Below are 25,185 nucleotides of genomic sequence, written 5' to 3' on the forward strand. Positions count from 1 at the left end.
GGTATTCCCGCCCGGAGCATGGCAATCGAACACTGTCGACTTGATGCGGCCACGCATCAGTTGCTGGACCTCACCCGGTTGTAGGCCGGCGTCGGCATAGGTGGCGGGGTCGCCTTTCCCCGGCTTCATCAGCCCGGCTTTATCAGATTGAGGATGAAGCCATCGATGCGACGCAGAACCGCGAAGCCTGGCGGTGGCAACTGGCCCGATGGATCAGCTCTGAGGCACTACCAGGACTTTGACCTCACCTGGCGCCGGCGGGTTGGCAATGATCGCCACCGCCTCGTCGAGGCTGACTTGTCGTGATATCAGCCGATCTACTTCGATCGCCCCCGAGGCGATAAGATCGGCGGCCCGGCGATGGGTAAAGGGGTTGAGGAAGGAACCCAGGACCTTCAACTCACGGAATAGGAGATCGAACGGTTCGAACGCCACTTTCATGCCTTGCGGCATCACGCCGACGACGACGACGGTGCCGCCCGCTTTGGCCAGCCGCATCGCCTGCTCAACAGTGTCTTTCACGCCGGCGCATTCGAACACCACGTCGACGCCGCCCGGCATCAAACCCGACCGGCCGACGATCGCATCGATGACATCGAAGGCGCTGGGATCGAGCGTCGCCGTTGCGCCAAATTGCTCGGCAAGAGCCCGCCGCGAGGCCTGACGGGTCGACAAGATAATGGTCGTCGCACCGGCGAGCTTTGCCAGCTGAACGGTGAGCAGGCCGATCACGCCGCCGCCGAGCACCGCGACCGACGAGCCTGGTTTGATCGCGGCAAGGTCCACGCCATGCAGGCAGCAGCCGAGCGGCTCGCAGAAAGCACCATGCGTAGGCTTCAGATCGCCTGGCAAGACGAAGGCCTGTTTCTGTGGCAGGACAAGATATTCGGCAAAGCCGCCATCGCAATGGATGCCGATGGCGCGTAGATTGCCGCAGAGATTGACCCGGCCGGCCTGACAATGCTCGCATCGGCCACAGGCAATGTTGGGATCGCCGGTGACGCGGTCGCCGACGGAAAAGCCGGATACGCCAGGTCCGACCGCCTCGACGATGCCGGAGAATTCATGCCCGAGCGTCACCGGCGGCGTGCACGGGAATTCACCATGGAAAAGATGCCTGTCGGTGCCGCAGACGCCGCACGCCTCGATGCGCACCAGCAGATCGTTCGGCCCGGCGGTCGGTTTCTCGGCCTCGCACACGGCGAGGCTGCCCACTCGCTCCAACCGAACCGCCTTCATGGCTGCCGGGCCTTCCTCAGTTGAAACTCGGTGGTTGCGACAGATCGATCGCCGGCGCCGCCGGTTTCGCGGGCGGCTTTTCGTCGAAGCTCGGCGGCTGCGACAAATCCGGTGTGGAAGGTGAGGCCGGGGCAGTGCCGCCGTTGGCCGGCGGCGTGCCAAGCGGCGACAAGCCGATGCCAGGCGTTTCCGGCACCTGGTAGTTGATGGTGCCAGGATCGACGACAGTGCCTTTGTAGTGCATCACCATCTGCGGGAAGGCGATGGTCAGGCCGATCATGATCACCTGGATGCAGACGAAGGGCACTGCGCCCCAATAGATCTGCCCTGTGGTGACGGGCGCGATCTGCTTGCCGGTGAGTCGGTCGAGATAGGGCACGCGCGCGGCGACCGAGCGCAGATAAAACAGCGCGAAACCGAAGGGCGGATGCATGAAGGAGGTCTGCATGTTGACGCCCAAAAGCACGCCAAACCAGATCAGGTCGATGCCGAGTTTGTCAGCCGCTGGCGCCAAAAGCGGCACGATGATGAAGGCAAGCTCGAAAAAGTCGAGGAAGAAGGCGAGCACGAAGACGAGGATGTTGACGCCAATCAGGAAACCGACTTCACCGCCCGGCAGCGACGTCAACAGGTGCTCGACCCAGATGTGGCCATTGACGCCGTAGAAGGTCAGCGAGAACACCCGCGCGCCGATCAGGATGAACAGAACGAAGGACGACAGCCTGGTCGTCGAGGCCAGCGCCTGCTTGACCACGTCGAGCGACAGCCGCCCCTTCATCGCCGCCATTGCCAGCGCGCCGACGGCGCCCATGGCGCCGCCTTCCGTCGGCGTGGCGATGCCAAGGAAGATGGTGCCCAGCACCAGGAAGATCAGCGCCAGCGGCGGGATCAGCACGATGATCACCTGCTGTGCCAGTCTGGACATCAGGCTGATCTTCAGGCGCTGGTCGACGATCGCCACGACATAGATGAAGATGACGCCGATGGTGGCGCCGAGGATATCGGCGTTGCCGCCATGGTTCGGCGCAAGGTAGCGATACGCCGCATAGGAAACCACCACCGCCGCCAGCAGCGCCGCCAGCAGCGACAGCACGCCGTGGCCGAGCGTGCGGGCCTCCAGCGGCAGGGCCGGCATCGACTTCGGCCGGAAGATCGACATGAGCAGAATGTAGAGCATGTAGATGCCGGTCAAAATGAGCCCGGGGATCAGCGCTCCCTTATACATATCGCCGACCGAGCGGCCGAGCTGGTCGGCCAGGACGATCAGCACCAGTGACGGCGGGATGATCTGGGCGAGCGTCCCGGACGCGGCAATGACGCCGGATGCCAGCCGCCGGTCGTAGCCGTAGCGCAGCATGATCGGCAGCGAAATCAGACCCATGGCAATGACGGAGGCCGCCACCACGCCGGTCGTCGCGGCGAGCAGCGCGCCGACGAAAATCACGGCATAGGCGAGGCCACCACGGACAGGTCCGAACAACTGGCCGATCGTGTCGAGCAGGTCTTCGGCCATGCCGGATCGTTCGAGCACGATGCCCATGAAGGTGAAGAACGGGATCGCCAGCAGCGTATCGTTCGACATCACCCGGCTGCCATAGAAATTATCCGGCAACGCGTGCAGCAACGGCCAGGCGAGATTGATCGAGCCGCCCGAATAGGGCGACAGAAGCACGCCGATGAAGAAGAACATCAGGCCGTTGGCGGCGAGCGAGAAGGCGACGGGATAGCCGATCAGCAGGAAGACGACCAGCGAGGCGAACATGATCGGCGCCATGTTCTGGGCGATGAACTCGATCACGAGCGCACCTCTTCGACGAGCGCCTTGGCTTCTAGCTCGGCCTGCTCATGCACCGATATGAACGGAGTGGGATCGTCCATCTGACCGCGCATGATGGCGATTTTCTTGATGATTTCTGAAATGCCCTGCAGCGCGAGCAGAAAAAAGCCGACCAGCAGGATCGCCTTCGCCGGCCAGATGATCAGCCCGCCGGAATTGTTCGACATCTCCCCGCTGCGATACGACAGCGACACATAGGGAACGAAATAGACCACCATCAACGTCACGAACGGCATCAGGAAGAAGACGTGACCGAAAAGGTCGATCCAGTGCTGCACGCGGCGCGAGAACATGCCGTAGACGATATCGATGCGGATATGGTCGTTCTGCTTCAGCGTGTAGGCGGCGGCCAGCATGAAGGCGGCGCCGAACAGATACCATTGCAATTCCAGCCAGGCGTTCGAGGACATGTCGAACACCTTGCGGATAACGGCGTTGGCGGCGCTTACCAGGATCGCCAGCAGGATCAGCCACGAAACCCATTTGCCGATGAATTCGTTCAAACGGTCAATGGTTCTGGAAAGAGCGAGAAGCCCTGCCATGCATTCCTCCCTTGTGTCAGAGCGCGGCGGTTCCCTGTCCGTCGCGTCGCTGTGGACCAACGGTATGCAGTGCGTGGTCCGGCGGGTCAACACGGGACAGCCCGCATAAACACAGTTGTGAGATGACGGGCGGCAAAATGCTGCCGCATCCTTTGCATGTCCAAGGACATGCGGCGCTTTCACCCAAGCAAAGTCGGGTGCGGCTCAGGCGATCTTCTGTTGGTCGCGGCCGGCGCCGATCAGCACAAGCATGGCGACGAGGAACAGGTACATCCAGCCGTCCCGCCATTCGAGCGGAAAATAGCCGGCCCATAGCGATTCGGCCATGCCGAAAGCGGCGGCGCCCAGTGCCGCCCGCAAAGGCGAAAGATAGCCGCCCACTGCGGTCACGAACAGGATTTTCAACCCGTAGACCAACCCTGTGCCGAAGCTGATGTTACCGTAGTAGAAGGCGGCGAGCACGCCAGCCAGTGCCGCGCAAAGGCCGCCGAAAAGCACCGCACGCCGAAACACCGCACGGACATCGACGCCGCACATCGCAGCCGCCTTGGGATCGTCGGATACGGCGCGCCAGCTCCGGCCGAAGCTCGAATATGCGAAGCCCCAAGCAGCCAGCGCTATGGCCGCCAGTACGGCGGCGCAATCGAGCAATTGGATCAGCGTCAACGTCGCCTTGAAGCTGGCATTCTGCGCGAAGACGATGGTCTGGGCCAGCATTGGCGGCAACCATAGGTCATGGGTATCGGCGGCGATGCGGCTGGCTTCCGACAAGACCAGCAATATGCCGAGCGTCGTCACCACGATGGCGTTGGGCGAGCGGTCGGCCAGCGGTTCGAAGATACTTCGCGACAGGACATGGCTGAGCAGCGCCGCATAAAGGAATGCCGCAGCTACGCCGAGCGCGACCGATGCAAACAGCGTCAGCCACAGCGCCTGATAGCCGAACGCCGCGGTGAGGATCATCGTATGCCCGCAAAAGGCGAACAGCGCGCCATAGGCAAGATTGGTACGGTGCAGGATGCCGTTGGTCAGCACGTAGCCGAAGGCAAGCAATGCGTAGAGCGCGCCCGAATGCAGCCCGTTCAGAACCTGCTGGAAGAAATAGAGCATGCAAGACCCTCTATGCATGCCCCGCAATCGGGGCAGAGGTTTGGGACGAACGATATTCTCAGTACGGCGATCGCCTCAGTGACGAGCGTTGCACCCGGAATCTAACTTGTCAAACGCGAGTTATCAGTTAGATTCGCCATATGACAGTATCCTGGACTCCGCACCGCTTTACCGGTGGCATGCTGGCGCTCGATACGGCGAACACCGTCGTTTTGCGGAACGATCCGAAGAAAACTTTCGACCGTTTCGACGATCCGGCCGAGATCGCCCGCTTTGCCGAAGCCGCGAGTGCCTTTCGCGCCGCCGAGCTCGGCGGCAGGCGGCTCGTAGCGCCGGCGCCTGAAAAGATCGCACCGGTGGTGCTGTCGATCCGGGAGACGACCGATCGGCTGTTTCGCGGCGCGGTATCGAAAGGTGCGATCGCGACCGGCGATATGCCGAAATTCTTGGAAGCCTGCGCCGATGGCCTTGCTCATAGCCGCACCGAAATCGGCACGCCTGGAAAACCGTTCGGTGATCCGGCGACGCCGATTGCCTTCGAGGCCGCGCTTGCGGTCTCGGCGCTGTCGCTGCTGCGTAGCGACACCATCGCCAGGCTGCGGATATGTCCGAACTGCAGCTGGCTGTTTGTCGACAAAAGCCGCAATTCCAGCCGCCTCTGGTGCGACATGGCGGTGTGCGGCAACCGCCAGAAGGCAAACCGACACTATCGCCGCCGGACCGCGGCCAGGGAGGTCACCAATGTCTAGAAGATTCTCACGCGCGATGATTGTCGTCGCGGCGTTGTTCGCGGCGGCCGCGCTCGGCGCCTGCCGTGATTCCGGCAAGGACCAGCTGTTCGCCATTTCCGGGAAGCTGTTCGAGTTCAACTACCGGCTGGGTATCGCCACCTATGTCATCACCCTCAATCCGCTGCGGCCGGTGGGTGAGGGGCAGGTCGCTGTGGTCTCCTTCCAGAACCCGGCCGGTGGTGATCCGATCATCGTCACCCAGAAAATATGGCCGAAGCTGCCGCATGTGACGCTCACCAGCCCGCCGCTTACCTGCGTTGTCAAGGACAAGCCCTATGCGGTGTCGATCCGCATCGAGGATTCCAGCGGCAAGTTGCTGCAGAGTTTCGCGACCACTCTGACGTCCTCGCTCGACCAGTCGGTCCTGCCCGACCGGCCTCTGGTGGTCGGGCCAGTCTACGAGCTCAACAAGGACTTGGCCGGCCATGTCGACGGCAAGCTGCCCGGTGAACCGAAGCCCAGTTGCCCAAAGGCTGCATGATGCATCACCAGCGGCACTGACCGCCGCCGGAATTTTTCATGCTCGGCCATCCTCCCCGACAGGCGTTTCGTGGCGCCACACGGCCGCGCACGGATCGTTTGTTGCGGACCGCCTGGCACCTTCGATTTTGTTTGACCTCCCCGGCAAGGGAAGAAAGACTGTGGGCACTCGACTCCGACGTTGGCCGCGCACCACCAGGCGCGGCCTCCGCACAGGAAATGCCTGATGACGCTGCACAATGTCGCGCTCGACGACAAGTTCGACCTGGCAAAGGAGCGCATCTTCCTGTCGGGTGCCCAGGCAGTCATCCGCATGCTTCTGATGCAGCGCGAGCGCGACCGCCGGGCTGGCCTGAACACCGCCGGTTTCGTCTCCGGCTATCGCGGCTCGCCGCTCGGCGGCCTCGACATGCAGCTGTGGAAGGCCAGGAACCAGCTCGCGCAGTCGGACATCGTCTTCCAGCCCGGTCTCAACGAGGAGCTCGCCGCCACCGCCTGCTGGGGCTCGCAGCAGGCCGAATTGCTGGGCGAGGGTACCCATGACGGCGTTTTTTCGGTCTGGTACGGCAAGGGTCCGGGCGTCGACCGCTCCGGCGACGTGTTCCGCCACGCCAATCTCGCCGGGTCGTCGAAACATGGCGGCGTGCTGGCCCTGATGGGTGACGACCACATGGCCGAATCCTCGACCAACGCGCATGCCACCGAGTTCCTGTTCGTCGACACCATGGTGCCGATCCTTAATCCGGCCGGCGTCCAGGAGATCATCGACTACGGCCTCTACGGCTTTGCCATGTCGCGTTTTGCCGGCACCTGGGCGGCGATCAAATGCGTCAAGGACAACATCGAATCGACGGCCTCGGTCGATGCCGCGCTCGAACGGCTGAACATCATCGTGCCGGACTTCGACATGCCGCCCGGCGGCCTCAATATCCGTAACGAGATCGACATGCTCGGCCAGGAGGAGCGGCTGCATGAACACAAGCGCGCCGCCGCTTCGGCCTTCATCCACGCCAATGGGCTGAACCGGATCGTCTATTCGGGCGGCAGCAGCGCCAAGCTTGGCATCGTCACCATCGGCAAGAGTTATCTCGATGTTCGCCAGGCGCTGGAGGATATCGGCATCGACGAAGCGGCCGCCAGTCGCATCGGTATCAGGCTGTTCAAGGTCGGCTGCCCGTGGCCGCTCGACCTGCAGCACATCGCCGACTTTGCTCGCGGCCTCGATACCATCGTCGTCGTCGAGGAGAAACGCTCGCTGATCGAGGTGCAACTGCGCGAGAACCTTTACGGCACCGCGACGCAGCCGATCATCGTCGGCAAGAAGGACGAGCGCGGCGACTGGCTGTTCCCGGCCAAGGGCGCGCTCGACCCCAACGATATTGCCATCGCGCTCGGCGAGAGGATTTTGCGAACGATCGGCCCGTCGGAAGAAATCGCCGCGCGGGTGGCGAAGTTGCGCCAGTTCCAGGCGATGCTGGCCGACACGTCAGACATCGCCTCGCGCACGCCCTTCTTCTGCTCCGGCTGCCCACACAATTCCTCGACCAAGGTGCCGGACGGCTCGCTCGCCGCCGCCGGAATCGGCTGTCATTTCATGGCGCTGTGGATGGACCGCAACACCGTCGGCTTCACCGCCATGGGCGGCGAGGGCGCGCAGTGGGTCGGCCAGGCGCCGTTCTCGAAGCGCGAGCACATCTTCCAGAATCTGGGCGATGGCACTTACAACCACTCGGGTGTGCTGGCGATCCGCTTCGCGCTGTCGACCGACGCCAACATCACCTACAAGATCCTCTACAATGACGCCGTCGCGATGACCGGCGGGCAACCGCACGAGGGCGGCCTGACGGTGGACATGATCGCAAGGCAGGTGCGCGCCGAGGGCGTGGAGCGCATCGCCATCGTCACCGACGAGCCGGACAAATATACCGGCAAGGTGGAATTTCCCGCCGGCGCCACCATCCATCACCGCGACGAGCTCGATCTCGTCCAGCGCGAGTTGCGTTCGGTCAAAGGCGTCTCGGTGCTGCTCTACGACCAGACCTGCGCCGCCGAGAAGCGTCGCCGCCGCAAGCGCGGCACCTTCCCCGATCCCGACAAGCGTATCTTCATCAACGAGCTGGTCTGCGAAGGCTGCGGCGATTGCGGCGTGCAGTCGAATTGCGTCTCGATCCAGCCGGTCGAGACCGAATTCGGCCGCAAGCGCAAGATCGACCAGTCGAGTTGCAACAAGGACTTCTCGTGCGTCAACGGTTTCTGCCCCTCCTTCGTCACCGTCCACGGCGCCAAAATCAGGAAAGCCGAAGGCATAGCCGGCGCGGCCGACCCGCTCGCGGGGGTGCCGGCGCCGGCGCAATTTACGCTCGGTGAACAAGGCTGGGCGGCGATCATCGACGGTGTCGGCGGCACCGGCGTCGTCACAATAGGCGCGGTGCTCGGAATGGCCGCGCACTTGGAAGGCAAGGGCTGCGGCATGATCGACATGGCCGGCCTCGCCCAGAAGGGCGGCTCGGTGTTCACCCATGTCCGCATCGCCCGCACGCCGGACGACATCCACGCCATTCGGGTATCGGCCGGCAAGGCCGATCTCGTGCTCGGCTGCGATCTCGTCGTTTCGGGTGCCAAGAAGGTGTTGGCCGCGGTGCGCGAAGGCCATACCATCTTCCTCGCCAACACTGCCGAGATCATGCCGGGCGAGTTCGCCCGTTCGGCCGATTTCTCGCTGCCCGTCGAGCGGCTGAAGAAAGCGATAAGAACGGCCGCGGGCGACGACAGGACGCATTTCTTCGACGCTACCCGCACCGCCACCGCGCTGTTCGGCAGCTCGCTTGGCGCCAACATGTTCATGCTCGGCTTCGCCTTCCAGCACGGCGGCTTGCCGCTGTCGGCGGAGGCGGTCGAGAAGGCGATCGAGCTCAACGGCGAGGCGATAGCGATGAATATCGCGGCATTTCGCTGGGGCCGCCGCGCCGCCCACCAGCCGGATTTCGTGCGCAGCCTTCTTGCCCAGCCGGGCAAGGCCACGCAGCATGCCGCCATTGCCGAGACGCTGGACGATATCATTGCTCGCCGCGTCGCCTTCCTGACCGCCTATCAGAACGCCGCCTATGGCAAGCACTATGCCGACAGACTGGCGGCGCTGCGCAAGGCCGAAACCAATGCTGTGCCCGGGTCGACCGTGGTGACCGAGGCTGCCGCAAAGAACCTGTTCAAGCTGATGGCGATCAAGGACGAATACGAGGTGGCGCGGCTTTATACGGACGGCTCCTTTGCCGCAGAGATCGCAAAGCAGTTCCAGAGCTACGGCAAGCTTGAATTCCATCTCGCACCGCCGATCATGGGCAGGCGCGGCAGTGACGGCAAGCCGAAGAAATCGAGCTTTGGCCCGTGGACGATGAACGGGTTCCGCCTGCTGGCGGCGATGAAGGGCCTGCGCGGCACCGCTTTCGACCTGTTCGGCTACAGCGCCGAGAGGCGTATGGAGCGGCAGCTTCTTGCCCTCTATGAAGCCGACCTGGAGCTTGTCGCCGGCGCGCTGGCGCCGGGCAAGATCGAGGTTGCTGCCGCGCTTGTTTCGGTGCCGGCGCTCATCCGCGGCTTTGGCCACGTCAAGCAGGCCAGTGCCGAAAAAGCCGCCGGCGAACGCCAGCGTCTGCTCGACCGCCTCTCGACGGCGCCGCTGCGGCCGCAACTTCAAGCCGCCGAATAATTCAGCGCTGTGATACGCCTTGTTTACCTGAACTGTAGTTTCCCTGCTTCCGCTGCGTCACCAATGAATGCCAATAGAGCCAGAACCGCTGCTCTAAACCTTTCTTAAGGCCAATGTGACACTGCTGGGTTCCCCAGGGTTGGGATCCAGGCGTGAATCTGAGACGAAAAAACGAGATTCCGGTCGACGTTTACATTCCGTTCGTGGAAACGCTGTTTCGCGACGGGTTCACGCTGTCGATCGGCCTTGTTGCGCAGACGCTCCTCGTCATTCTGGTCTATTGGAAGACCATGGACTTGGCGTATCTTCTAGTTGCCGCTGGGCTCATCATTGTCGGTACTCTGCGCCTTCGCAACATCCGAAAATACGGGCGACTTCCTTCCCCGACGACGTGGGAAGAAGCCCATGATCGCGAAAACGATTACATAATTTTCGGTTCGATGCATGGTTTCATGCTTGGCGCGTTCTGTTTCGTCAGTATCTATCTGGCAAATGACAGCCACGACAACTATGCCGAAATAGCCTCTGTCTGCGTCACTCTGGCATCGGTCACGTCGATTGCCGGCCGCAATTATGGGTCGCCGCGCATGGTTATGATTTTTATCATAACCACCACATGGCCCATATCGCTTGGCTTTATCCTGCGCGGCGATATCTACCACATCATCCTCGGTCTGATGTCGGCCCCTTTTCTGTTTGCGATCAAGCGGTTCGCCGACATCGTCCGCGAAGTCCTGTTTACCGCCCTGTCGGAGGAAAAGAAGGCGAACCGCATCGCGCAGCGTTTCAACCGCGCGCTCAACACCATGTCGCATGGCCTTGTCATGCTTGGTCCCGACGGCCGGGTGGCGGTGGCCAATGCCGAAGCCGCGCACCTGATGTCGCTCAAATCGGCCGATGCGCTGCTAGGCCGCTCGATCCACGGTCTGCTGATGCGCGGCGCTGCAGGCGGCATGCTGGCGCCGAAAGATTGCCGTTACATCGAAGCCCAGCTGACGCGTGCGTTGCGCGAGGGCCGCGACCGCAAGGTCCTGGTCTCGCTCACCAACGGCCAGCACTATGAATTTTCGGCGCGCGAAGGCAGCCAGGAACTGGGCGTCGTCACTTTCGAGGATGTGACCGCCCGGGTCGAGGCGGAAGACAAGATCCGCTTCATGGCGCGCTACGACAGTCTCACCGGCCTGCCCAACCGCGCCTACTTCCACGAGTTGGTGGTGGAAGCCATGGCCTCAGGGGATCCCGAGCGTCTCTGCGGGCTGGTGGTGCTCGATCTCGATGATTTCAAGAGCGTCAACGACACGCTCGGCCATCCGGTCGGCGACGGATTGATCTACGCCGTTGCCGAGCGGCTGGCGGCAGTCGCTGGGCCAGGCATCACCGTTAGCCGCTTTGGCGGCGACGAGTTCATGATCTTCTTCGAGCGCATCGAGGATGAAAGCCACCTGACCGGCCAGGTTGATGAGATCTTTGTCAATCTACAGGGCGAGGTCGATGTCGCCGGCCACGGATTACGCATCCAGGCCAGCGGCGGCGCGGTGCTGTCGCGGGTCAAGGATACCGACGTTGACGCCATGATCGTCAAAGCCGACCTTGCACTCTACAAGGCCAAGGAGCTTGGCAAGAACGGTTGGCGGCTGTTCGAGGCCTCCATGGATGCTGCCTTCCGCAGCCGTCAGCTGATGAAGGCGGACCTGCGCAGCGCCGTGGAAAACAAAGAATTGCGGGTGGTCTATCAGCCGATCGTGGCGATGAGCACGATGCGTATCGCCAGTTGCGAAGCGCTGTGCCGCTGGGATCATCCCGATCTCGGGCCGATTTCCCCCGGTATCTTTATTCCGCTGGCGGAGGAAATGGGGATTATTTCCGACATCAGCACCTTCGTCCTGCATGCGGCCTGCACGGAATGCGCCAAATGGCCGGCCCAGACCAGCGTGTCGGTCAATCTCTCGGCCAAGGATTTCCGCAACCGTGATGTCATCCAGAAGGTTCGCGACGCGCTGGCTGAATCCGGTCTCTCCGCCGGACGTCTGGAGATCGAGGTCACCGAGACGGCGCTGCTCGACGACAAGTCGCTGACACGCCAATATATCGAGGAGTTGAAGCGGCTCGGCGTGCGCATTGCGCTCGACGATTTCGGTACCGGGTATTCGAGCCTCAGCTATCTCCACAAACTGCCGCTCGACAAAATCAAGATCGACCGCTCGTTCCTGATGGATGTCACTCAGAACAGCCGGTCGCTCGAATTGCTCAAGGGCATCGTCAACCTGTCACGGCCGCTGGGACTTTCGGTTACCGTCGAAGGTGTCGAGACCTTCGAACAGCTCAAGATCCTGGCATTGCAGGTCAAGCCGGACCTGGTCCAGGGCTTTCTGTTCGGGTCGGCACTCAGCGCGTCCGGCATCGAGACGATGTCGAGCACCGTCTGGCCCTTCGCCAAGGACATCCAGACGGCAAGGAAGGCGCCGCGGCGCTGACTTCGCGCTGAAAGACCGCGTATTTTAGTATAATTTTATTAATTGTTAACCTTAATGACCGGTAAACGAGCTCCTACTTATTTTCATCTTTACATCTCATGACCCGTCCGTAGTGTCGGCTGGTGGCGGTAATCGCGGGGAATAGAGTTCATGTGTGCCCAGTTGAGTTCGCTCGGCCATGCGGCGGGCGCTGGTGGGAAAGATGCGTCCGAGACCATGTCCAGCTTCGCGCAACATGTTTATGCGCTGCTTGACCGGACGGAGTACCGACGCTGTGAAAGCGGCGAGGACTTCGAAAGCATTTACAGGCTGCGCTACAATTCCTATCGGATGAACGATCTCGTGCCCGAGAATGCGTCCCGTCAGGTCCATGACGAGTTTGACGAACTGCCCAATTGCCATACGTTCGGAATCTACATCGAGGGGCGGCTGGTCAGCACAATGCGCCTGCATAACGTGTCTGCTGATAACGCCACATCACCAGCGCTCAGCGTCTACAAGGACTTGTTGATGCCGCGTCTGGCGGCCGGCGAAGTCTTTATCGACCCGAGCCGTTTTGCCGTGGACGCCGAATGGTCACGGCTTTACCCGCAGATCCCGTATGTGACGCTGCGCCTTGCGGGCATGGCTTGCTTCCATTTCGGCGCGCCTTATTGCATATCCATGATCCGCGAGGACCATGCGGCTTTCTACAAGCGCATCTATCGGGCGCGACCGATCGGCGATGCGCGGCCCTATGCCGGCGTGATCAACTGTTTCGCGCTGCTTTATCAAGCCGATGTCCTGGCGATCAAGAATGAAACCTACGCTCGCTTTCCGTTCTTCCGTTCGACGCCAATGGAGCAGCGCATGTTGTTCGATACGCCCGGTGCCGGCGAACTCGCCCCGCTGACCATCCTGCCCACCGCCAAGTATTTTCGCGAAGCCGCCTGAACGAGCCCATGGAGCCTTCCGGTCGCTTCGGCGTTCTGGGCAAGGGTGCTGGTGGTAGGTCGGCATCGCCGGCGTCCGCCAAGCATCGCTTCGATAGCGATCCGATCAAAGGAACCGATATGACCATTTCCACGCTCGCCCTTACCCCGCTTATCTCGCTGATTGCAGGCGTGCTGATCCTGGTGATGCCGCGGCTGCTCAATTATATCGTCGCCCTTTATCTGATCGTTGTCGGCCTGCTCGGTCTGTTCCCGCATCTCGCCGGCTAACGACATTGGCAATAGCGGACCTGCCGTCCATTGTGATTGGTATCGCCGCGCTCCGCTCCGCCTCGTTTTCAGGCTCGGGTCAGTCATAACCGCTGCGCATGTTGCGCCACATCATTGACGCAGCGATTTCCAGTTTCGCTTGAGACAGTTGGCTGCGGCGATGCGGCAATAGCGCCATTGCCCTTAACGCGGCTTTTCGCTATGTGCCTGAAAGATGTCTTCGAAGGGGTATTCCTATGGCTGAACACACGCCGACCGGTCCTGTCGAACTGGGCGCGAAGATGGACTATGCCGAGCACGACCGCACCTATGCCGGCTTTGTGATGCTGGCCAAATATGGGTCGCTATTTTGCGCCGCCGTGCTTCTGGCCATGGCGTTCGGCTTCTTTGTGGGCGGCTTCTTCTCGGGGACTATCCTGTTCGTGCTGATCCTGGCCGTCGGCGCCTTTATTCTCCGATAGACTCCTCCAACCTTTGTCGAGGGCGCCGCCGGTGGCCGGCCGGCGTCTTGGGTAACGGGTTCCGGCCGAAAGGATCATGCGGTGGGACAGACGGTTTTCATCCCTCGTGAGCTCGACGCGAACGAGCCGCGCGTCGCGGCCTCGCCCGACACGGTGAAACGGCTGGCGGCGCTGGGTTTCGGCGTGGTCGTCGAAGCCGGCGCAGGCACTGCTTCGCGCATTCCCGACGAGGAGTTTGCCAAGGCCGGCGCCGCGATCGGCAAGGCCGGCGATGTTTCCAGGGCTGATGTCGTGCTGAAGGTGCGCCGGCCGAGCGATGCCGAGCTGAAAGCCTATCGGCCGGGCACTGCCGTCATTGCCATCATGGATCCATATGGCAACGATGCTGCCGTCGCCGCGCTGGCCAAGGTTGGTGTTACTGCCTTTTCCATGGAGTTCATGCCGCGCATCACCCGTGCCCAGTCGATGGACGTCCTGTCCAGCCAGGCGAACCTCGCCGGCTATCAGGCAGTGGTCGACGCGGCTGCCGAATATGACCGGGCACTGCCGATGATGATGACGGCCGCCGGCACGGTACCGGCGGCGAAGGCCTTCATCATGGGCGTCGGCGTCGCCGGTCTGCAGGCCATCGCCACCGCGCGCCGCCTCGGCGCCGTGGTCACCGCCACCGATGTGCGCCCGGCCGCCAAGGAGCAGGTTGCCTCGCTCGGCGCAAAATTCCTGGCGGTCGAGGACGAGGAGTTCAAGGCGGCCGAGACGGCCGGCGGCTACGCCAAGGAAATGTCAAAGGAGTATCAGGCCAAGCAGGCGGCGTTGACCGCCGAGCACATCGCCAAGCAGGACATCGTCATCACCACCGCGCTGATCCCCGGCCGTCCGGCGCCGAAGCTGGTCTCGGCGGCGATGGTCGCCTCGATGAAACCCGGCTCTGTGATCGTCGACCTCGCGGTCGAGCGCGGCGGCAATGTCGAGGGCGCCGAAGCCGGCAAGGTGGTGACCACGGCCAACGGGGTAAAGATCGTCGGCCATCTCAACGTTCCCGGTCGCGTCGCCGCCTCCGCTTCGCTTCTCTATGCCAGGAACCTCTATGCCTTCCTCGAGACGCTGGTCGACAAGGCGGCGAAGACGCTTGCCATCAACCACGACGACGAACTGGTCAAGGCGACGATGCTGACCGATGCTGGCAAGATCGTGCATCCGGCTTTCGCAAAGGCTGAGCAGGAGCCGCCAAAGGGCCAATATGTCGAACCACCGGCCATTCCGGCCAGGACGATGGTTGCCGAGGCTTCGGCGAAGCCGGCTGCGAAGAAAACGGCCGCTTCGAGGAAGCCCAAGACCACCGGAGGGATCGCGTGATGGACCAGACCCTGCAGAAAGCCCTCGACCAGCTCGACGAGGCGACAGCTGCCGTGCGGCTCGCGGTGCAGAACCTGGCGGCCGCGCCCGGCACCGAGGCGGCGGGTGACGCCGCTCACGCGCTGTCCGGCGGTGCCATCGATCCCTTCGTCTTTCGCTTCGCCATCTTTGTCCTGGCGATCTTCGTCGGCTACTACGTCGTGTGGTCCGTCACGCCGGCACTGCACACGCCGCTGATGGCGGTCACCAACGCCATTTCCTCCGTCATCGTCGTCGGCGCGCTGCTGGCCGTCGGCATCTCGGCCTCAGGGCTTGCCACCGGCTTCGGCTTCGTTGCGCTGATGCTGGTATCGGTCAACATCTTCGGCGGTTTCCTCGTCACCCAGCGCATGCTGGCCATGTACAAGAAGAAGGAAAAGTAGGCCGCTATGAACGCCAACTTCGCCTCCTTTCTCTATCTGGTCTCCGGCATACTGTTCATCCTGGCATTGCGCGGCCTGTCGCATCCGACCACCAGCCGCCAGGGCAACATGTACGGCATGATCGGCATGGGCATCGCCATCGCCACGACGCTGGCGCTGGCGACCCCTTCGGCCGGGCGCTTCGGCCTCATAGTGCTCGGGCTGCTGATAGGCGGCTCGGCCGGTGCGGTCACGGCACGGCGCATTGCCATGACCTCGATGCCGCAGCTGGTCGCCGCCTTCCACTCGCTGGTCGGTCTTGCCGCGGTCATGGTGGCGGCCGCCGCCATCTATGCACCGGAAAGCTTCGGCATCGGCACCGTCGCCGATATTCATGCCCAGGCACTGATCGAGATGAGCCTCGGCGTTGCCATAGGTGCCATCACCTTCACCGGCTCGGTCATCGCCTTTTTGAAGCTCGACGGCCGCATGTCGGGCAAGCCGATCATGATCGGTGGCCGCCACTTCATCAACGCGGCCCTGGGCATTGCGCTGATCGTGCTGATCGTGCTGCTCGTCACCGCCGAGTCCAAGGTGGTGTTCTGGCTGATCGTTGCCGCCTCGCTGGTGCTGGGTGTGCTTCTCATCATCCCGATCGGTGGCGCCGATATGCCGGTGGTCGTGTCGATGCTGAATTCCTATTCGGGCTGGGCCGCGGCCGCCCTGGGCTTCACGCTCGGCAATCTGGCGCTGATCATCACCGGCGCGCTGGTCGGCTCGTCGGGCGCCATCCTGTCTTACATCATGTGCAAAGGCATGAACCGGAGCTTCATCTCGGTCATCCTCGGCGGCTTCGGCGGCGAGACATCAGCCATTGCCAACGACGGCATCGAGCGCACGGTCAAGCAGGGCTCGGCCGAGGATGCCGCCTATCTGATGATGAATGCGCAAAAGGTCATCATCGTGCCGGGCTACGGCATGGCCGTCGCCCAGGCGCAGCACGCGCTGCGCGAGATGGCCGACAAGCTCAAGGCCAACGGCGTCGACGTCAAATACGCCATCCACCCGGTTGCCGGCCGCATGCCCGGGCACATGAACGTGCTCTTGGCCGAAGCCAACGTGCCTTATGACGAAGTGTTCGAGCTGGAGGACATCAACTCTGAGTTCGCGCAGGCCGACGTCGCCTATGTCATCGGGGCCAATGACGTCACCAATCCCTCGGCTCGTGACGACAAGTCCTCACCTATCTACGGCATGCCAATTCTCGACGTCGACAAGGCGCGCACCTGCCTGTTCGTCAAGCGCTCGCTCGGCTCCGGCTATGCCGGCATCGACAACACGCTGTTCTACAAGGACGGCACCATGATGCTGCTCGGCGACGCCAAGAAGATGACCGAGGAGATCGTCAAAGCGATGGATCACTGAAACGGCGTCGCTGCCAACTCACTGCCGATCGTCGAATACAGCCAGGCTCCGCGCCGGGCTTTTTCTTGGCTGTTACCGGTTCTGAAGCTACGATGCCGACCCGTCGTCTTGCTAACGGAGTCATCGTGGAGGTGCTGGTGCCCGACCCTGGTTCTGCTGCATCGCCGGCCGCCGATCTGACCGCAGCAGAGAAGGCGCCACGCAAGCGCAGCCAGGCGGTAGTGGTCGTGCACGGCATGGGCGAGCAGCGGCCCATGGACACGTTGAGGGAGTTTGTCCAGGCCGTATGGAGCCACGATCCGGCCCGGGCACCGTTCTATGCCCATGTCCCCGATCCGGCCGACCCGATGGGTGCGAAGATCAACCAGAGCTGGATCACGCCCGACAGCCGGACCAATTCGCACGAACTCCGCCGGATCACCACGCCCTATGATGTCGATGGCCGCCGCACCGATTTCTACGAGCTTTACTGGGCCGACATCACCCAGGGCACGACCCGAAGCCGCCTTGCTGCCTGGGTGACGACCCTGCTCTGGCGCAAGCCGGCCGATATTCCGCGCGATGTGCTCAAACTCTATGTCGTCACGCTTTTGGCCACCATCGTCGTCCTCGGCGCGGCGCTGGCGCTCGCAACGTCGACCTGGCAAGGCTACATCTCCTGGACGACCGGTGTGCTTGTCACGGTTCTGGCGTCGTTCGTCATCTGGTCGGTGGACCAGTTTGGCTTGCCTTATTTCGGCGACGTCGCCGCCTATGTGCGGGCCGAAGCGGCAACGGTCGAGAAGCGGGCGCTGGTCCGCGAGCGTGGCCTCAAGCTGCTGAAGCGTCTCATGATGGACGATGCCTATGACCGCATCGTGCTGGTCTCGCACAGCCTCGGGTCGATCATCGCCTATGATCTGTTGCAGATATTGTGGGCCGATTTCAGGCCTAGAAAGTTGGAAGCCATTCGCGACAAAGCGAGGCTGAAGGCGATCCACGCCGTCGACAAGGCGACGCTGGCCGCCGATGCCTCCGCTTGGCCCGACAGCCTCGATGACCTCCCCGCATTCCGGCGCAGCCAATGGGAGCTCTACCGGCAGCTTCGCGTCGGCGACGCCGATCATCCGCTGCCGTGGAAGATCAGCGATTTCGTCACGCTCGGCAGTCCGCTGACCCACAGCGAGTTTCTAGTGACCTACAACCTCGCCGAACTCAGGCGCGGCATCGCCGAGCGCCTGTTTTCGGCATGCCCGCCGATCGCCGACAGGGCGGCGGGCGGGACCATGCTCTACCAGGAAGGGCGCAGCCATTCCGGCAAGCCGCAGCGGGCGGTGCATCATGGCGCGGTGTTTGCCGCGACGCGCTGGACCAATATTTTCGACAGGGGCAATGGCTGGCTGACCGGCGACCCGATTTCAGGGCGGATGACGGAAAATTTTGGTCCCGGCGTGGAAAACATCCAGGTCGAGCTGCGCGGCTCGGGCGGCCGCGTCTTCACGCACAGGCTCTACTGGTCGCTGACGGCGAGCGGCCTCGAGGTCAACGCGCCGGCCGGCGTACAGCCGCGCTCGCACCTTGCCGTGCTGCGCGATGCGGTCGATCTCGGCCGCAAACTGGAAGCTGAGCTGTAGGCGGCGAGCAGCGCACGACAATGCCGCGGCGGCAGTTCAAAGCAAGGTCCCCTTCGGGCGTAATCTTCCCGAAGCGGACCGAGTTCGCTTAGTCACCGATCAACGATTGGTCAGGAAAATCGCTTCCTCGTCGTCGCGCTGCCTGCCGCCAAGTGCTGCAGCCGCGCTGGCAATGAAGGCCCCGACGACCAGCGACAGCGCGCCAATCAGCGAGAAGGTGGCGCCTGCCTTTCTGGCGGTGTCGGCCGCCTGCTGGGCCTTGACCTTGGCGTCCTGCGCTCTGGCGATTACCGTATCGACGCGAGCGGTGGCATCCGCTTCGGACAGGCCTGTGCGGGCGGCCACGAGCCGCGACAGATAGGTCTTGTCGTCGGCCGATATTTCGCCTGCTGCGGCACTCGCGATTAGAATGCGCGATGCCTGCGCCGTTGCCGCAGCGTCGCTCTCCGGATTGGCGGCAGCGAGCCTTGCCGGATCGGCCGGGCGGAACAGCGTATCGACGAAATACGATGTGGCGTTGTCAGTCGAGGCGCTACCCGCGTTTGCAGCAGCACCTGCCGAAGCGCCCATTGCCGCGCCCGATGCCACAGTCGAAGCAGCCTGGACACCGGTACCTATCGCGGCCGAAAGCGCCGTGCCGAGCACGCCGGCGACGAGCAGCGTCGCCAGCGCCCAGGCCAGGAAGCCGTGAGCGGTATCGCGGAAGAAGACTTCATCGGTGTGGATGCCGACCCATTTGGTGCGCAGGCGTCCGGCGAGGTAGCCGCCCAGGGCCGACGACAGCCACTGCACGACGATCAGCCAGACGGCGGTGGAAACGGCGAAAGTGGTGACTGACGCACCCGAGCCGGACCATGGCGACACCATGCTCAGCCCAAGCCCGGAGCCGAGCAGCATCAAGATGAAGGTAAGCGTTGACGCAGCAAAGGCGCCGGCGACGATTGGCCCCCAGCTGACAGCAGTGGAAGCGGATTCCGTCGGGGCGGAAACGTCGACAGCTGTTACGGTGGACTGCATCGAAGCCTCCCTACCGTGCGAACAGCATGATCAGAATAATGATCGGAATTGGGACTCCGAGAAGCCAGAGCAAAATGCCACGTCCCATGGATGCCTCCTGCGGCGATTGTGATCGACTACAATGCCTTGAAAGCCTTTCCGTTCCGGCGGTCCTGGTGATCTTTGTTGCGTTGCAGCAGCCGTATTGGTGCGCCAAGGCGCACCAATGCACTTCATGCCTGCTGGCTGGGTATCTCGGCCTTGGCTCAGATGTCCAGATTGGCAACCGACAGCGCGTTTTCCTGGATGAATTCGCGCCTTGGCTCGACCTCGTCGCCCATCAGCCGTGAAAACAAGCTGTCCGCATCAGTCGCGTCATTGACCTTGACCTGTAACAGCGAGCGCACATTCGGGTCGAGCGTCGTTTCCCAGAGCTGCTCGGCGTTCATTTCGCCAAGGCCCTTGTAGCGCTGCATGGTCAGGCCCTTGCGGCCGGTGGCAAACACGGCATTGAGCAGTGCCAGCGGCCCCGAAATGGTTTCCGAGACATCCTTGCGGCGCAGCACCGGCGGCTCGCCGTAGATTTCCGCCAGGCGCGGCGCATAGCGGTCGAGCTGGCGTGCGTCGGCGGAATTGATCAGCGCCAGGTCGAGATGCGCGAACTCCTTGACGCTGCGCACCGTTCGCTCGAAGACATAGCCGCCAATGCCCTCGTTCGAGGTCGACATGCGGCCGATCCAGCCGCGCTCGGTATCCTCGGCGATAATGTCGAGACGACGGGCAACACGCTCGGCCGTCTCGTTGGCGCGGCGGAGGTCGGTGAATATCTCCGGGTTGAGCGCGCCGGCAATCGCTGCCTGCTCGACCACGCCTCTGTTATAGCGCGTGTGCAATCCGTTGATGAGCTGGCGGACAGCCAAGGCGTCGTCGATGGCACTGCGCAGGTCCTGCCCGGCCCGCACCTCGCCTGTGCTGAGCGCAAGCGACGCTTCTTCCAGCCCGGAGCCGATCAGGAATTCCTCGAAGGCGGCTTCGTCCTTGATGTATTGCGAGCTCTTCCCGCGCGTCACCTTGTAGAGCGGCGGCTGCGCGATGTAGAGATGACCGCGTTCGATCAGTTCCGGCATCTGGCGGAAGAAGAAGGTCAGCAGCAAGGTGCGGATGTGGGCGCCGTCGACATCGGCGTCGGTCATCAGGATGATCTTGTGGTAGCGCAGCTTGTCGGCGTTGAACTCGTCCTTGCCGATCGAGGTGCCGAGCGCGGTGATCAGCGTGCCGATCATGTCGGAGCCGAGCATGCGGTCGAAGCGGGCGCGCTCGACATTGAGGATCTTGCCGCGCAGCGGAAGAATGGCCTGGTTCTGGCGCGAACGGCCGCCCTTGGCCGAGCCGCCGGCGCTGTCGCCCTCGACGATAAAGATCTCGGATTTCGCCGGATCGCGCTCCTGGCAATCGGCCAGCTTGCCGGGCAGCGAGGTGACGCCGAGCGAACTCTTGCGGGTGATGTCGCGTGCCTTGCGCGCGGCTTCGCGCGCGGCAGCGGCCTGGATGACCTTCTCGATGACCGCCTTGCCCTCGGTCGGGTGCTCCTCGAGCCAGGTGCCGAGCGCTTCGTTGACAAGCCCTTCGACCACCGGGCGGACCTCGGACGACACCAGCTTGTCCTTGGTCTGCGAGGAGAATTTCGGGTCGGGAACCTTGACCGACAGCACCGCGGTCAGCCCTTCGCGGCAATCATCGCCGATCAGCGCCACTTTTTCCTTCTTGGTCAGGCCGGAGGAGTCGCCATAGCCGGTTATCTGGCGCGTCAGCGCACCGCGGAAGCCTGCCAGATGCGTGCCGCCGTCGCGTTGCGGGATGTTGTTGGTGAAGGCCAGCACGTTTTCATGGTAGCTGTCGTTCCACCACATGGCGACTTCGACCGTGATGCCGTCGCGCTCGGCGCGGATCGAGATCGGCTTGTCGAGCAACGGCTTCTTCGTCCGGTCGAGATATCGGACGAACTCTTCGAGGCCGCCATCGTAGTGCAATTCATGGCGCATGATGTCGGCATGGCGGGCATCGGTCAAAACGATGCGCACGCCGGAGTTCAGGAAGGCGAGTTCGCGCAGCCGATGCTCCAGCGTACCGTAGTCGAATTCGACCATGGTGAAAGTCTCGGACGACGGCAAAAACGTGATTTCGCTGCCGCTGCGCCCCTCATAGGTGCCGGGGACCTTGTCTTGTTCATAACTGCCGGTGATGCGCAGCGGCGCGTCGGCATTGCCATGCGTGAAACTCATCTCGTAGATCTGGCCGTTGCGGCGGATCTTCAGTTTCAGCCAGGCCGACAGGGCGTTGACGACCGACACGCCGACGCCGTGCAGGCCGCCTGACACCTTGTAGGAGTTCTGGTCGAACTTGCCGCCGGCATGCAGCTGCGTCATGATCACTTCGGCCGCCGAAATGCCTTCGCCGGTGTGGATATCGGTCGGAATGCCGCGGCCATTGTCGATGACCGTCACCGATCCGTCCGGATTGAGCGTCACCGTCACCAGGTCGGCATGGCCGGCCAGTGCTTCATCGATGGCGTTGTCGACGACTTCATAGACCATGTGGTGCAGGCCCGAGCCGTCGTCGGTATCGCCGATATACATGCCCGGCCGCTTGCGAACGGCATCCAAGCCCTTCAAAACCTTGATGGAATCGGCGCCGTATTCGGCTTCAACGCCGTTGGCGATGTCGGTCTGGTCGCTCATGAAAACCTGTCTGATTGATGCCGGGTGCAGAGCGCGAAAAATCGGCTTCGAATCGCGCATTTCTAATGTCGTAGATATAGGCGCAAAAGGCGGTTTTTCCAAGGTTTGCAGGCATTTCGGAACGGAATGACCATCGCGTGAGCCGGCTACCGGCGCCTGGCTTCGATCCTGGCCAGCCGCTCACGTAAAAACTTGATCATGAACTTGTGGCGCGGTGCCAACCGCCCGCTCCGGTCGAGCTCGAGCGTCATGTCGAGCGCCTTGGAAAGCACAGCCTTCGGGTCCTTTGCGACTTGGGCGTAGTCGATATAGGCGACCACCAGGTCGCGCTGCCAGGTGGCGTTGTCCGGATCGGACCGGGCAAGTTTCTCGCGAATGGCCAGGCTGTCCTGAAGGGCTTGCCGGGCGCCCCTGACGTCGCGCTGCCTGAGGCGCAGCGTGGCGACTTCGGACAGCGTTATCGACAAGTCCCGCTGCCAGTCGGAATTGGCGGGATCGAGCTTGGCCAGCCTCTGCGCAATCGCGTAGCTGTCCAGATAGGCTTTCAGCGCGCCTTTGTGGTCGCCCTGTATCGCCAGGACGCCGGCGACTTTCTCGATGCACACGGACAGGTCGCGCTGCCATTCGGTGTTGTTCGGGTCGCCGGCGGCGAGCGCGCTGGCCTGCGAAAGTGCCTCACGATAAGTCGAAAGTGCCGCCGGCCAATTCTGCTGGTCGCTCAGCGCATTGCCGATCTTGGCGTTGCCGACCGACAGGTCGCGCTTCAACTCAGTGTCGTCCGGATCGCGTTTCGCCAGTTGCTTGACGATCGCCAGACCTTCCTTGTAGGCCGCCAGCGCCCCGGCGGCGTCGCCGCGTTCGCGCAGCAGGTCGCCTATCGTATCGTGGCTGACCGAGACGTCACGCTGCCGGTCGGCGTCTCCCGGTTTGTCCGCCGCCAGCGCCAGCCGCACCTTCAGGCTCTCTTCATAGGCCGCCTGTGCGTTGTCCAGTTGGCCTGCGATATGGGCAAGGTGACCGATCTCATCGTAGGTGATGGTCAGGTCGCGCTGCAGTTCGGCACGGTCGGGCTCTCCGGCGGCGAGCTGCTTCTTGATCGACAGGCTTTCCTGGTAGACCTCTGCGGCGCCGGCCAGATCGCCTTGGGTCGCCAATACGTTGCCGATCTTGTCGTCGGCCATGGCGAGGTCGCCGAACCACTCCAGATTGTCCGGTTCTGCCTCGGTCAGGCCCTGCAGAATGGTCTTGGCGGTCTCATAATTCTGCAGCGCTGACGGCAGATTGCCTTGCGCCATCCGCACGTTGCCGAGCTTGACGTGGCTGACGGCGAAGTCGCGCTTCACGTTGGGATCGGTTTCATGATGCGACCGCCGCTCGAGATCGGCTTGCAGCGCCTCGAAGGCACGGCCAGCCGCATCGATATTGCCGACCGTGGTATAGAGCTTGCCGAGCTCGTCCAGCGTGCGGATCAAGCGGTCGGCGTCGTCGAGCGACAGCACCACCTGTCCGGCTTCGTCATAAAGCGCGAGCACGGACTCATAGTCCCTGATGGCTGTAGCGTAGTCGAGGTCGGCGCGCGCCGCCCCGCCGGACAGATAGCGCGTCGCGGCTTCGGAGAGCGTGCGGCTGACGAAATTGGCCTTCAGCGCGTTGCGCGAGACATTGTCGATCTCGGCTGCCTCGGCGAGCTTTTTACGCGCGGCATCGAACGCTCCCAGCGAAAGCTGCTCTTCGGCCTGCCGGCGCAACGCTGCCACCCGCAGATCGTCGGATCCAAGCGTCTGCATTTCGCTCCGCACCTTGACGAAGGCGTCGGCTGCCTCACGCAGCCTGGTGTTCAGACTGTTTGCGGAGAGATGGCCGGCATCGGAACTGATCAACGCGCCATAGAGCGGCGCCAGCGGCATATCGGCGTCGCTGGCGATCTTTTCCACCTCGCCGCGCATCGCGGGCGTCACCTCGGCCATGGCCAGCAACAAGCGTTCGCGCTCCGGCAATTTCTCCTTGGCCGAGGCGGCAAAGAACAGCTGCGGCAGGCCGCTCTCGACATAGGGCAATTGCTTACCGCGCGAGAGGTCGTAGACCTCCTGCTGCACGAGCGTCAGCACGGAGCGGATCTCGAGACCTTCGGTGCCGAGGTATTTCGTCAGCGCCGCGGTAAACGGCGAATTCTGGCCCGTCCCATCCGCGGCGGTCTCGCCGGGCGCCGCCGAAAAGGCAAACAGGATGTTTTCTGCCCGCCCGATGCGGCCAAGGCCCGGCCGGACCTTGTCGCTGACGTCTTTTGCCAGCGCCGTCGCGCCGCGGCCTTCGCCGCCCGTAGCCGCGAACGGATCGCTACGGCAGGCGTCGAGCACGATCAATCCGACCTTGCTGGTGGCGGCGACGGTCGCGCGGATCACCTCCAGCGGCAGGCTGGTCCTTTCCAGCGTAGCGAGCGACGACGCGTCTGCATCGACCGGCAGGAGCCGATTCTCGCCGGCGATCTCGACGCCGTGGCCGGAGAAGAACACCAGCGCCACGTCGGCGCCTTTGGCATCCTCGCGGAAATCGTCGAGCGCCCGGCGCATGCGCCGCAGGTCGCGGTTGGTTTCGAGGAAGACCTCGAAACCAAGCTTCCTCAGCACCGTTTCCATAACCTCACCGTCATTGACGGGATTGGCGAGCGGCCGGATCAGCCGATAGTCGTTCTCGGCGATGACCAGCGCAACGCGCCGCTCCGCCACGGCAGCGGAGGCCGTCGAGAGGATCAGCAGCAAGGCAAACAGAAAACGCAAATCGAACCGCCCCGGCCCGGTCATTTGCCGGAGCATT

General features: G+C 62.9%; 18 protein-coding genes. 11 read left to right on the top strand and 7 right to left on the bottom strand.

Annotation, left to right across the window (positions count from 1 at the left end; translation table 11 throughout):
* Positions 1-213 precede the first annotated feature (213 nt).
* The 4 genes from NKI29_RS04945 to NKI29_RS04960 form a co-directional block, all read right to left on the bottom strand.
* Positions 214-1,239 (bottom strand): zinc-dependent alcohol dehydrogenase family protein, encoded by a 1,026-nt coding sequence (locus NKI29_RS04945; protein ID WP_352620720.1) that lies wholly within the window; start codon positions 1,237-1,239, stop codon positions 214-216.
* A gap of 16 nt (positions 1,240-1,255) precedes the next feature.
* Entirely contained in the window at positions 1,256-3,034 is a 1,779-nt protein-coding gene (locus NKI29_RS04950) for a TRAP transporter large permease (protein ID WP_352620745.1), read from the bottom strand.
* Positions 3,034-3,618 (bottom strand): TRAP transporter small permease subunit, encoded by a 585-nt coding sequence (locus tag NKI29_RS04955; RefSeq protein ID WP_023676252.1) that lies wholly within the window; start codon positions 3,616-3,618, stop codon positions 3,034-3,036. The genes NKI29_RS04950 and NKI29_RS04955 overlap by 1 nt, the downstream gene beginning before the upstream one ends.
* Before the next feature lie 204 nt (positions 3,619-3,822).
* Positions 3,823-4,728: a branched-chain amino acid ABC transporter permease gene (locus NKI29_RS04960; protein ID WP_023676253.1), complete on the bottom strand. Its 906-nt coding sequence runs from the start codon at positions 4,726-4,728 to the stop codon at positions 3,823-3,825.
* A gap of 140 nt (positions 4,729-4,868) precedes the next feature.
* On the opposite strand from NKI29_RS04960, the gene NKI29_RS04965 reads away from it, so the two are divergent.
* The 11 genes from NKI29_RS04965 (at position 4,869) to NKI29_RS05015 (ending at position 18,637) form a co-directional block, all read left to right on the top strand.
* Positions 4,869-5,477: a CGNR zinc finger domain-containing protein gene (locus NKI29_RS04965; RefSeq protein WP_352454730.1), complete on the top strand. Its 609-nt coding sequence runs from the start codon at positions 4,869-4,871 to the stop codon at positions 5,475-5,477.
* The gene (locus NKI29_RS04970; protein WP_352452209.1) at positions 5,470-6,000 is read left to right on the top strand and encodes a hypothetical protein; all 531 of its coding nucleotides are present in this window, start codon (positions 5,470-5,472) and stop codon (positions 5,998-6,000) included. The genes NKI29_RS04965 and NKI29_RS04970 overlap by 8 nt, the downstream gene beginning before the upstream one ends.
* A 225-nt stretch (positions 6,001-6,225) precedes the next feature.
* Positions 6,226-9,705, top strand: a complete 3,480-nt coding sequence (locus NKI29_RS04975; RefSeq protein WP_352795614.1) for an indolepyruvate ferredoxin oxidoreductase family protein — start codon at positions 6,226-6,228, stop codon at positions 9,703-9,705.
* 152 nt (positions 9,706-9,857) lie between these two features.
* Positions 9,858-12,179 carry a putative bifunctional diguanylate cyclase/phosphodiesterase gene (locus NKI29_RS04980; protein WP_352620723.1) on the top strand — a complete coding sequence of 774 codons (2,322 nt, stop codon included), beginning with the start codon at positions 9,858-9,860 and terminating at the stop codon, positions 12,177-12,179.
* A 150-nt stretch (positions 12,180-12,329) separates the two neighbouring features.
* The gene (locus NKI29_RS04985) at positions 12,330-13,112 is read left to right on the top strand and encodes an N-acyl amino acid synthase FeeM domain-containing protein (protein ID WP_023676258.1); all 783 of its coding nucleotides are present in this window, start codon (positions 12,330-12,332) and stop codon (positions 13,110-13,112) included.
* Between the two features lie 119 nt (positions 13,113-13,231).
* On the top strand, positions 13,232-13,381 hold the full coding sequence (locus NKI29_RS04990; protein WP_013528205.1) for a DUF3096 domain-containing protein: 150 nt from the start codon (positions 13,232-13,234) through the stop codon (positions 13,379-13,381).
* 236 nt (positions 13,382-13,617) lie between these two features.
* A complete protein-coding gene (locus NKI29_RS04995; protein WP_352522521.1) occupies positions 13,618-13,842 on the top strand; it encodes an aa3-type cytochrome c oxidase subunit IV in 225 nt (74 codons plus the stop codon).
* Between the two features lie 81 nt (positions 13,843-13,923).
* Positions 13,924-15,198 carry a Re/Si-specific NAD(P)(+) transhydrogenase subunit alpha gene (locus NKI29_RS05000; protein ID WP_352578573.1) on the top strand — a complete coding sequence of 425 codons (1,275 nt, stop codon included), beginning with the start codon at positions 13,924-13,926 and terminating at the stop codon, positions 15,196-15,198.
* Positions 15,198-15,620 (top strand): NAD(P) transhydrogenase subunit alpha part 2, encoded by a 423-nt coding sequence (locus NKI29_RS05005; protein ID WP_502894421.1) that lies wholly within the window; start codon positions 15,198-15,200, stop codon positions 15,618-15,620. Before NKI29_RS05000 ends, NKI29_RS05005 begins: the two co-directional genes overlap by 1 nt.
* Before the next feature lie 6 nt (positions 15,621-15,626).
* Positions 15,627-17,024, top strand: a complete 1,398-nt coding sequence (locus NKI29_RS05010; RefSeq protein WP_352454727.1) for an NAD(P)(+) transhydrogenase (Re/Si-specific) subunit beta — start codon at positions 15,627-15,629, stop codon at positions 17,022-17,024.
* Positions 17,025-17,116: 92 nt separating this feature from the next.
* Entirely contained in the window at positions 17,117-18,637 is a 1,521-nt protein-coding gene (locus NKI29_RS05015; RefSeq protein ID WP_352578575.1) for a hypothetical protein, read from the top strand.
* Between the two features lie 99 nt (positions 18,638-18,736).
* Here the strand turns inward: NKI29_RS05015 and NKI29_RS05020 are convergent, their stop codons facing one another.
* From NKI29_RS05020 to NKI29_RS05030, 3 genes are all read right to left on the bottom strand, one after another.
* Positions 18,737-19,654, bottom strand: a complete 918-nt coding sequence (locus NKI29_RS05020; protein ID WP_352501122.1) for a hypothetical protein — start codon at positions 19,652-19,654, stop codon at positions 18,737-18,739.
* Between the two features lie 245 nt (positions 19,655-19,899).
* Entirely contained in the window at positions 19,900-22,371 is a 2,472-nt protein-coding gene (gyrB, locus tag NKI29_RS05025; RefSeq protein WP_352578576.1) for a DNA topoisomerase (ATP-hydrolyzing) subunit B, read from the bottom strand.
* A gap of 146 nt (positions 22,372-22,517) precedes the next feature.
* On the bottom strand, positions 22,518-25,184 hold the full coding sequence (locus NKI29_RS05030) for a caspase family protein (protein WP_352578577.1): 2,667 nt from the start codon (positions 25,182-25,184) through the stop codon (positions 22,518-22,520).
* Position 25,185 lies beyond the last annotated feature (1 nt).

The sequence above is a fragment of the Mesorhizobium sp. M0678 genome (assembly GCF_040320505.1).
Lineage (GTDB): Bacteria > Pseudomonadota > Alphaproteobacteria > Rhizobiales > Rhizobiaceae > Mesorhizobium.